Annotated in this window: 4 protein-coding genes and 1 pseudogene; all 5 read right to left on the reverse strand. The window is 65.5% G+C overall.

Translation table 11 applies throughout. The features are described 5' to 3' along the window. Positions 1 to 23 precede the first annotated feature (23 nt). Positions 24 to 1,427, reverse strand: coding sequence for a phosphoglucomutase/phosphomannomutase PgmG (gene pgmG, locus MXAZACID_RS14280; protein WP_008495169.1), 1,404 nt, complete (start codon positions 1,425 to 1,427; stop codon positions 24 to 26). A gap of 14 nt (positions 1,428 to 1,441) precedes the next feature. Then, positions 1,442 to 2,317, reverse strand: coding sequence for a UTP--glucose-1-phosphate uridylyltransferase GalU (gene galU, locus MXAZACID_RS14285; protein WP_039885405.1), 876 nt, complete (start codon positions 2,315 to 2,317; stop codon positions 1,442 to 1,444). Positions 2,318 to 2,590: 273 nt separating this feature from the next. Continuing rightward, on the reverse strand, positions 2,591 to 3,565 hold the full coding sequence (locus MXAZACID_RS14290; RefSeq protein WP_008495171.1) for an L-threonylcarbamoyladenylate synthase: 975 nt from the start codon (positions 3,563 to 3,565) through the stop codon (positions 2,591 to 2,593). 158 nt (positions 3,566 to 3,723) lie between these two features. Continuing rightward, a pseudogene (gene rbfA / locus MXAZACID_RS18395) lies at positions 3,724 to 4,128 on the reverse strand (30S ribosome-binding factor RbfA); the annotation flags it as partial. Between the two features lie 18 nt (positions 4,129 to 4,146). Then, the coding region (gene infB, locus MXAZACID_RS14295) for a translation initiation factor IF-2 (RefSeq protein WP_008495172.1) at positions 4,147 to 6,137 on the reverse strand (1,991 nt) is incomplete at its 5' end.

Here is a 6,137-nt window from a genome sequence, read left to right on the forward strand (position 1 = left end):
TTTTAAAAAGTCCCCACTTCTTTTTAGTGCCCTGCGGACGGCGCATCAAAATCCGGCGTCAGTCCAGACGCGGAAAGCTGCACTGCCAGAGCGGATTTCAGCCGCACCAGCCCGGCTTCGGAGCTGGCTTCCGCGCGGGCGACCAGCACCGCCTGGGTGTTGGAGGCGCGCAGCAGCCACCAGCCATCCTCGGTGTTCACGCGTACGCCATCCGTATCGGACACTTTGGCGCCGTTTTCCTTCAGCCGGACGGCGACTTCCGTCACCACCTGGAATTTGCGGTCTTCCGGGCAATCGAAGCGCAGCTCGGGGGTGTTGAGCACCTGCGGCAGCGAGGCGCGGAAGGCGCCCAGCGTCTCTTCCATGCGGGCGATGACGCCCAGCACGCGCACGCCGGCATAGAGCGCGTCGTCAAACCCGTACCATTTATCGTTATAAAAGATGTGGCCGGACATTTCGCCGGCCAGCGGCGCCTTGGTCTCGGCCATTTTGGACTTGATCAGCGAATGGCCGGTCTTCCACATCAGCGGGGTGCCGCCGGCTTTGGCCACTTCGTCGAACAGTACCTGGCTCGCCTTCACGTCGGCGATGATGGTGCCGCCGGGGTGCTGCTTGAGCACGTCGCGGGCCATCAGGATCAGGAACTGGTCGCCGAACAGGATATGGCCTTCATTATCGACCAGGCCGATGCGGTCCGCATCGCCGTCGAAGGCGACGCCGACATCAGCACCTTCCTTTTTCACCGCGGCGATCAGCTGTTCCAGGTTCTTCGGCACGGTCGGGTCCGGGTGATGGGCGGGGAAGTTGCCGTCCACCTTGCCGTTGAGCACGATATGCTTGCCGGGGAGTTTTTCGACCAGCCTGGTCAGCACGTCGCCGGCGGCGCCATTGCCGTTATCCCAGACGATCTTGAGGGTCTTCTTGCCGTCCCAATCCTGCAGCAGGCGGGCGATATAGGCTTCGGAGATGTCTTTTTCGACGACGCTGCCCTTGGCTTGCGCGACGACCTTGCCCTCAGCGGCGCGGGCGCCGAGATCCTGGATCTGCGCGCCGAAGAACGGCTTGTTCTTCAACATCATCTTGAAGCCGTTATAGTTCGGCGGGTTATGGCTGCCGGTCACCATCACCGCGCCGTCGGCCGGCTGGGTGAAGGAGGCGAAATACAGCATCGGGGTCGGGCCCTGGCCGATATCGATCACCTCCATGCCGGACGCGACCAGCCCTTCGATGAGGGCGGCGGAGAGTTTGGGCGAGGAGAGGCGGCCATCGCGGCCGACCGCGACTTTTTTGCCGCCGGCCTCGGCGACGATGGAGCCGAAGACGCGGCCGATGGCGAAGGCATCCGCCTCGCCGAGGGTTTCGCCGACAATGCCGCGAATATCATACTCGCGCAGGCTGCTGGCGGGGAATTTATGGGAAAAGCTCATCGCTTCCTCTTGTCTCAGGCGTTGACGTAGTTTTTCAGGAATTCGCGCACGGCGGGCCCGAGGTCCGGCCGGGCGAGGGAGAAGGCGATCTGGGCTTCCAGGAAGCCGACCTTGTCGCCGCAATCGAAGCGCTTGCCTTCGAATTTCAACCCGTGGAAGGGCTTCTCGCCGATCATCTTGGCCATCGCGTCGGTCAGCTGCACCTCGTTGCCGGCCCCGGCCTCCATGCGGGAGAGATAGCCGATCACCTCCGGCAGCAGCACATAGCGGCCGATGATGGAGAGGTTGGAGGGGGCGTTCTCGGGCTTGGGCTTCTCGACCAGGCCGGTGACCTCGACGCGGTCGCCCTCGATGGCGCCGGTTTTCAGGATGCCGTAGCGGGCGGTGTGCTCGCGCGGGACTTCGGAAATGGCGACGACATTGCCGCCGGTCTCGTTATAGACTTTTGCGAGCTGGCCGATGCAGGGGGTCTGGCTCAGCACCAGATCGTCTGGCAGCAGGATGGCGAAGGGATCGTCGCCGATGAAGGTGCGCGCGCACCAGATGGCGTGGCCGAGGCCCAGCGGCACTTGCTGGCGCACGGTGGTGATGGCGCCCGGCGGCATCGCCTCCTCGCGCAGCAGCGCCAGCGCCTCGCGCTTGGAGCGTTCGGCCAGGGTGGCTTCCAGCTCGAAGGCGATGTCGAAATGGTCGATCAAAGCGGTTTTGCCGCGGCCGGTGACCATGCAGAACTGGTCGATGCCGGCGGCGCGGGCCTCGTCCACCGCATATTGAATCAGCGGTTTGTCGACGACGGGGAGCATCTCCTTCGGCATCGCCTTGGTGGCCGGCAGAAAGCGCGTACCGAGGCCAGCAACGGGGAGCACGGCCTTGCGCAACGGTTTAACCAAAGGAAGTTCCTCCTGAGAAGCGATCTTGAGTGAGACCCGAAACCCCGGACGGGGCGGCGGGTGAGCGTTTGCGCCTTAAATGCGACAGAAATCTGGACAAGGTAACAGACGTATCGTGACAAAATAGCCACAAATGCGGCGTCTGGCGGGTTGGCCTGAGACGAGGAAGCAATGAAACGCCTATCTGTGATTGTCGCGCGAGGCACGGCACCGATGAGGCACCGCGATCATCCGATATTGCGAAGTAACGAATTTGCCAAGAGGGGGCGGCGCTTATCCGCGCGGGGCGGCGGCGCGGGCGAGGCGGTCATTGATCGCCACTCCCAGCCCGGTATCCGGAATGGGGGCGACGGCGATGCCGGCGGCACCCTTGGCATGGGCGTCCAGCCAATGCAGCCCCTCGAACAGATTGGCGGCGGCCTCGGTGAGGTCGCGCCTGCCGGAGAGCTGGAAGCAGAGCCGGTCAGCGGGGGCGGGGCCGAAGGCGAGATAGGCTTCCTCTGCCCGCGGCGCGGTGACGTTGAGGCGCACGGGCAAAGCGGGGGCGTAATGGGAGGCGAGCATGCCGGGCGAGGCCATGGCGGCACCCGGGGTTGGCGCCGCGCCGAGCGGGCCGGCCAGGGCTTCCAGTGCCTCGCGGGTGACGCCGCCGGGGCGCAACAGCACCGGGCGATCGCCGGAGAGATCGATGACGGTGGATTCCACCCCGACCGGGCACGGACCGGTATCCAGAATGCCGGCGATCCGTCCCCCCAGATCCGCCAGCACATGCGCGGCACTGGTGGGGGAGATGCGGCCGGAGCGGTTGGCGGACGGGCCGGCGATGGGCAGGCCGGCTTGTTTCAGCATTTCGCGGGCCAGGGGCTGGGCGGGGATCCGCACGGCCAGGGTCGGCAGGCCAGCCCCGGCCAGCAGGGCAACCGGGCAAGCCGCCCGGCGCTTCAGCACCATGGTGAGCGGGCCGGGCCAGCAGGCGGCGGCGATTTTCTCCGCGAGCCGGGTGGGCTGGACCTGCGCGAAGGCGGCGTCGGCATCTGGGTAATGGCAGATCAGCGGGTTGAAGCTGGGGCGGCCCTTGGCGCTGTAGATACCAGCGACGGCCTGGGCGTTGGTGGCATCCGCGCCGAGGCCATAGACGGTCTCGGTGCCGAAGGCGACGAGCTTGCCGGCCTGCAGCAGCTTTGCCGCGCAGAGCGGGCTGCGCAGGATCTTGGTCGGCTTATCGTCTGTCTGAGGCGTTGGTTCCAAGGCTCTGCCGGAAAATTATCGAAAGTTTTTGGGGGTATGGGGACTTTTTTCAAAAAGTCCCCCAAAAATGTTCGGGACGTTGCACAGACGCCGTCACCACCCCCGGCGTTTTTGCCGCTTTTTTGAAAAAAGCGGCGCCAAAAAACTTTTTTCAGTCTTTTTTTGTCGGGCCCGAGATCGCGCGTTACTTCCGGGCTGTGCAGGAGCTTGTTGATCCGCGTCGCCTCGTCCAGCGCCTCGTCGGCGACGAATTTCAGCTCCGGGGCCACGCGCAGGCCCAGACGCGGCGCCATCTGCGCGCGCAGATACGGGGCGACGCGCTTCAGCGCCGGCAGCAGCGGGCGGATATCCTTCTGGCCGAGCACGGTGGCGAAGACCAGCGCGTGTTTGAGATCCGGCGACATCCGCACTTCCGAGACGGTGAGATGCTCACGCGCCAGGAGCGGGTCGTGGAATTCCGTGCGCATGAGAATATCGGAGAGGACATGCCGAATCTCCTCCCCCACGCGCAGCTGACGCTGGCTTGGGCCAGCGGCAGCTTTGGAGTCGTTAGAGTGCTTCATATAACCGCTCCGGGACGATCAGGGCGCCACGATTTCGGTTTCATAGCACTCCACCACGTCGCCTTCACGCAGATCCTGGTAGCCGGCGAAGGAGAGGCCGCACTCATAGCCGCGCGCCACTTCCTTGACGTCGTCCTTGAAGCGCTTGAGCTGCGAGAGCTCGCCCTGATGGATGACCACGTTGTCGCGCAGCAGGCGCACGCCGCAGCCGCGCTTGACCACGCCCTCGGTGATGTAACAACCCGCGACCTTGCCGGTCTTGGTGATGTTGAACACCTGGCGGATTTCCGCGTAGCCCAGGAACTTCTCGCGATGCACCGGGGAGAGCTTACCCTTGACCAGCTTCTCGATGTCGTCCGACACCTCGTAGATGATCGAGTAGTAGCGGATATCCACGGCTTCGCGCTGGGACAGCTCACGGGCCTGCACATTGGCGCGGACATTGAAGGCGATGATCAGGCCATCGGAGGCCTTCGCCAGCTGCACATCGCTCTCGGTGATCTGGCCGACACCCGAATAGATCACGCGCACGCGGACCTCCTCGTTGCCGAGCTTGCCCAGCACCACGCCGATGGCTTCCGCCGAACCCTGCACATCCGCCTTGACGACGACGGCGACTTCCTTCTGCGCGCCGGCCTGAATGCGGGCGAGCATCTCTTCCATCGTGCCGCGCAATGCGGTCTGGGCGGCCACCTGACGCTCGCGCAGCTTGGCGGCGCGATACTCGGTGATCTCGCGGGCGCGCTGCTCATTCTCGACGACCACGAACGGCTCGCCCGCGGTGGGCGCGCCGGAGAGGCCGAGGATTTCGACCGGCAGGGAGGGCAGAGCCTCCTTCAGCTGGGCGCCCTTGTCGTTGATCATCGCGCGGATGCGGCCCCACTGGGCGCCGGCCACGACGATCTCGCCCTGGCGCAGCGTGCCCTTCTGGACCAGCACGGTGGCCACCGGGCCACGGCCCTTGTCCAGGCGGGATTCGATGACAGCACCTTCGGCGGACCGTTCCGGGTTGGCACGTAGCTCCAGCACCTCGGCCTGCAGGAGGATGGCTTCCTCCAGCTTGTCCAGGTTGGTCTTCTTCAGCGCCGAAACCTCGACATCGATGGTCTCGCCGCCCATGCTCTCGGTGACGATCTCGTATTGCAGCAGCTCGTTGCGCACGCGGTTGGCGTCCGCGCCCGGGCGGTCGATCTTGTTGATCGCCACGATGATGGGCACGCTCGCCGCCTTGGCGTGTTTGATCGCCTCGATGGTCTGCGGCATCACGCCGTCATCGGCGGCCACAACCAGTACGACGATGTCGGTGGAGGCGGCGCCACGGGCGCGCATGGCGGTGAAGGCTTCATGGCCCGGCGTATCGAGGAAGGTGATCGCCTGACCGGAGGGCAGGGTCACCTGATAGGCGCCGATATGCTGGGTGATGCCACCGGCCTCGCGGGCCGCGACATCGGTATGGCGCAGCGCGTCCAAGAGGCTGGTCTTGCCGTGATCGACATGGCCCATGATTGTGACGACCGGCGGGCGGGCCTGCAGCTCGTCATCGCTGTCGGCTTCGCCGGCCAAGCCGAGCTCGACATCGGAGTCAGAGACGCGGCGGACCTTGTGGCCGAATTCCTGCACCACCAGCTCAGCGGTGTCGGCGTCGATCACCTGCGTGATGGTGACCATCACGCCCATCTTCATCAAGGCGCGGACCACGTCGCGGCCGGGAGCGGCCATACGGTTGGCCAGCTCCTGCACGGTGATGGTCTCTGGCAGCACGACCTCGCGCACCACTTTCACGCCATCTGAGCGCAGCTTCTCCAGCTCCGCCTGGCGGCGCTCACGCTCGCGCTGGCGACGCACCGAGGCGAGCGAACGGGTCTTCTCGTCCTCGCCCGCGATTGCGGCCTGCACATCGATACGGCCGGCGCGGCGGTTGCCGTCGCCGATTTTCTTCGCCGGGGCGACCGGGGTGCCGCGCTTGGGCGCGGTGACGATCGGGCGGCGTGGGCCGCGCGGGGCGTCTT

The organism is Acidocella sp. MX-AZ02, from assembly GCF_000306035.1.
GTDB classification, from domain to species: domain Bacteria; phylum Pseudomonadota; class Alphaproteobacteria; order Acetobacterales; family Acetobacteraceae; genus Acidocella; species Acidocella facilis.